The 4,002-nt window shown below is 67.8% G+C and carries 3 protein-coding genes and 1 pseudogene; 2 read left to right on the top strand and 2 right to left on the bottom strand.

Annotated elements, in window-relative coordinates; translation table 11 throughout:
• The first annotated feature begins 294 nt into the window (after nucleotides 1–294).
• Both M6444_RS12815 and M6444_RS12820 read left to right on the top strand, forming a co-directional pair.
• Nucleotides 295–753: a VOC family protein gene (locus M6444_RS12815; protein WP_298327834.1), complete on the top strand. Its 459-nt coding sequence runs from the start codon at nucleotides 295–297 to the stop codon at nucleotides 751–753.
• 69 nt (nucleotides 754–822) lie between these two features.
• The gene (locus M6444_RS12820) at nucleotides 823–1,863 is read left to right on the top strand and encodes a helix-turn-helix domain-containing protein (RefSeq protein ID WP_298327837.1); all 1,041 of its coding nucleotides are present in this window, start codon (nucleotides 823–825) and stop codon (nucleotides 1,861–1,863) included.
• A gap of 33 nt (nucleotides 1,864–1,896) precedes the next feature.
• Here M6444_RS12820 and xylA read toward each other — a convergent pair whose 3' ends face one another.
• Together xylA and M6444_RS12830 are read right to left on the bottom strand one after the other, a co-directional pair.
• Complete coding sequence (gene xylA / locus M6444_RS12825; protein WP_298327838.1) at nucleotides 1,897–3,084, bottom strand: xylose isomerase; 1,188 nt, start codon at nucleotides 3,082–3,084, stop codon at nucleotides 1,897–1,899.
• 153 nt (nucleotides 3,085–3,237) lie between these two features.
• Nucleotides 3,238–4,002 (bottom strand): annotated as a pseudogene (locus M6444_RS12830) (bifunctional glutamine-synthetase adenylyltransferase/deadenyltransferase); the annotation flags it as partial.

Consider the following 4,002-nt stretch of genomic DNA (forward strand, 5'->3'; position numbering starts at 1 on the left):
ACATGGGGAGTCGGCTACGCCAAGCTCAGCAGGTCAGTTCCCTATTGCGCGGGATACCACTCAATAGACCTAGCGCGTGATCTGGTGACTCGGCTGGTGGACCCGGCCCTTCAGGGTCGGGCAGTGGACAAGACCTGGCGACATCGAAACCTCGAGTGGTGCTGACACGGCTCTCTGTGTCTCGACACATCCCTATCCGTCACCCGAATTGACCTCAACCCCACTTCAGGTACCAGACTGCCGTGCAACACGGCCTTTCGCCACCCTGACCAGCACGAAACGATAGAGGTAATCATGAGCGAGCAACCCGCCGACCCCTACGCCGTGCCGTTCGGAGCCGTCCGAGTCGCCCGCCGGTCGAACCAGTACGAGCAAGCCGTCGAGTTCTACCGGGACGTGGTGAGGTTGCCGCTGGTGCACTACGCCGAAACCGGGGTTGACGGGCACGGGTGCGCGATCTTCGCGCTGCAGGGCGCCTCGGCGACGTTCGAGCTCATCCCGGCCCGCGAGCAGGTGACCGTCGACCGGCACGATCAACTGGTGCTGTACTTCCCAGGCGCACCAGAACGCGACGTCGTGGCCGACCGGCTCGCCGAGCACGGCTACCAGGCGGTCGACCAGAACCGGTACTGGTCGCTCAATGGTGCCGTCACCGTCCTCGACCCGGACGGCCGCGAAGTCGTCCTGGCACCCTGGGTTTTCGGCACCGAGCCGCCGCCGATGCGCCGGCAGGCGACCAACGCGCCCGCCTGAGCCCACGCCCTCGCCCAGGCAGTAGTAGTTGCGGCGGTCTTGTCGGTGTGATGCTGTAGAAACACCACCATGACCGTTCGCGCGACCACCAGCACGCACGCCGTCCTGCGCCCGCAGGAGTTCGCGGCCGTGGTCGATCTGCGCCGCTACCCGGTGCACGCGAGGTTGTCCCGGCAGGTCGAGCGGTGTTGGTCGGTGCATTGGGACCTGCGCGGCCGCGCCCCGTACACGGCGCGAAACATCCCCCACCCCTGCGTCAACATCACCGTGACCTCCGACTCCGCCGCGCACGTTCACGGCGTGTTCACCACGACGTCCACCCAGGTCCTCCGCGACTCCGGCTGGGCCTTCGGCGTCAAGTTCCGCCCCGGCGGGTTCCACGGGTTCGCCGGAGCCTCGGTGACTGCGCTCACCGACCGTGCCGTGCCGCTGTCCGAGTTCGTCGGTCCCGAGGCTGATCAGCTGGCTGAATCCGTGGTGGCGGCAGCCTCGGACCATCAGCGCCGCCAGCTCCTCGAGTCCTTCGTTCGCGCCCGGCTTCCGGCACCGGAGGAGCCGCTCGGGCTCGTCACCGACATCGTCGCCACCATGTTGGAAGACCGTTCCATCACCCACGTCCACCACGTCGGCGCTCGATTCGGCCTGTCGGTTCGCACCCTGCAACGTCTGTTCCACCGCTACGTCGGCGTCGGCCCGAAGTGGGTGATCCGCCGCTACCGCCTGCAGGACGTCGCCGACTTGCTGGCCCGCGGTGATGTCGTCGACCTGTCTGCGCTGGCGCTCGAACTCGGGTTCTTCGACCAGGCTCATCTGTCCCGCGACTTCAGCGCGCTGGTCGGCACGACCCCCACCGAGTACGCGCGCGCCTGCAAGGCAGCCGCCGAGACCGCCCCGGCGCCGCCCACGGACGTCGTGTCCGCGGACGACGCCGGCACGTCAGGTGTTCCGCTTGACCCATCCCATCGCCGACGTCGCCAGGAACAGCACGGCGCCGATGATGAACAGCCAGAACAAGCCCTTGATCACCAGGCCGATGACCGAGATCACCAGCCAGGCCACGAGCAGGAACACGATGATGCGCCACATGCGATCAGTATGGCATCGCGTTAGCGGCTCATCTGGTCGTGAATCGCTGCTGCCGCATCACCGCGCGCCCAGGACGTGCTCCACCGCAAGCTGGTTGAGGCGCACGACGCCGTAGCCCTGCGCCCCCGCTGCGTCGGCGTCGAAGTCCTCGAACGCGGATCGGTCGGCCAACAGTTCCTTGTAGCTCTCCCCCGGTGCCAGGGTCGGCTGAGCCATGTCGCGCACCTTGGCGGCCGCCATCGCCTCGGCGACCTCGGGGTCGGCGCGAAACGCCGCGGCGCGTTCCTTCAGCAGCAGGTACGTCTTCATGTTCGCCGCCGCGGAGTCCCACACGCCGTCGATGTCCTCGGTGCGCAACGGCTTGTAGTCGAAGTGACGTGGTCCGTCGTACCGCGGCCCTCCGCCCACCGGGCCGTGCTCGAGCAGGTCGACCAGGAAGAACGCATTGAGCAGGTCGCCGTGACCGAAGACCAGGTCCTGGTCGTATTTCACGCCACGCTGGCCGTTGAGGTCGATGTGGAACAACTTGCCCTGCCACAGCGCTTGCGCGATGCCGTGCACGAAGTTCAGCCCGGCCATCTGCTCGTGGCCGACCTCCGGGTTGAGCCCGACCATGTCGGCGTGCTCCAGCGAGGAGATGAAGGCCAGCGCATGCCCGACGGTCGGCAGCAGAATGTCGCCGCGCGGCTCGTTCGGCTTCGGCTCCAGGGCCAGACGCAACCCATAGTCGTTGTCGACGATGTATTGCGCGATGAGGTCCACGCCTTCGCGGTAACGCTCCAGCGCTGCCACCACGTCCTTGGCGGCATCGGATTCCGAACCTTCCCGTCCGCCCCACATGACATACGTCGACGCGCCCAGCTGTGCGGCCAGATCGACGTTGCGCAGGACTTTTCGCAGGGCGAAGCGGCGCACATCGCGGTCGTTGCTGGTCAGGCCCCCGTCCTTGAACACCGGGTGGGTGAACAGGTTGGTGGTGACCATCGGCACCACCAGGCCTGTCTCGCGTAGCGCCTCGGTGAAGCGGTCGATCTGTCGGTCGCGTTCGGCGTCGCTCGAGCCGAACGGGACCAGGTCGTCATCGTGGAACGTCACGCCGTACGCCCCCAGCTCTGACAGCCGCCGGACTGATTCGACCGGATCCAGAGCCGGCCGGGTCGCGTCCCCGAACGGGTCCTGCGCTCTCCAGCCGACGGTCCACAATCCGAACGAGAAACGGTCCGAACGCGAGGGTTCGATCGCCATGGTGCTGACCTCCGAGTAGTCGGCGACGGTTGGCTGTCGAGACGTACCGGAGCACCATCCTCCTACTGGTGTGCCCGAGACCACCAGCCGGGGGAGCGCTTTGATCGCCGAACTGGCGTCCAGCACCGTCGAACGGTCGGCGGGCCGGCACCATCACCCCGGATCGTCGTAGAACACCCGCTCGAAGACGGCGCGAGCCTGCCGGGTGGCGCGGTGGTGGTCGTCGAGAAAGATCGTCGTCTCCCCCACCCCGTATCCCAGCAGCTGCGACACCGAGGCCAGCGTCTGCGGATCCTTCGGGATCATGTCCGACGGCCGGCCGGTGACGAGGACGATGGCGTTTCGCACCGCCGAAGCCCTCCGCCACGCGGTGACGAGGACCCGGCGGTCCGCTGCGCGCAGCAACCCCGCGTCGACCGCGGCGTCGAGGGCTTCGACCGTCGACGTGGTGCGCAACGACGGCACCGCCGAGGCATGGCGCAGCTGCAGCAACTGCGCGCACCACTCCACGTCGGTGAGCCCGCCCGGGCCCAGTTTGAGGTGCGTCGACGGGTCGGCTCCACGCGGTAGTCGCTCAGACTCCACTCGCGCCTTGATGCGACGGACCTCTCGCACCTGGTCCTGCGTGAGACCGCCGGTCGGCCAGCGCAGCGGGTCGATCAGCGCCGCGAACCGCCGCTGCAGTTCTGCGTCTCCGCAACACGGCGCGGCCCGCAGCAGTGCCTGACGTTCCCAGACCTCGCTCCATCGCTCGTAATAGGCGGCATACGACGCCAAGGTCCGGACCAACGGTCCTTGTCGTCCCTCGGGACGCAACGCCGCGTCGACGGTCAGCGACGGCTCCGGCGACGGCAACGCCAGCAGCCGGGTCATCTCGTTGGCCACCGCCAGCGCAGCGTCGGCCGCCTCCTCCTCGTC

It is taken from the genome of Haloactinopolyspora sp. (genome assembly GCF_027324685.1).
In the GTDB taxonomy this organism is placed as follows: Bacteria; Actinomycetota; Actinomycetes; order Jiangellales; family Jiangellaceae; genus Haloactinopolyspora.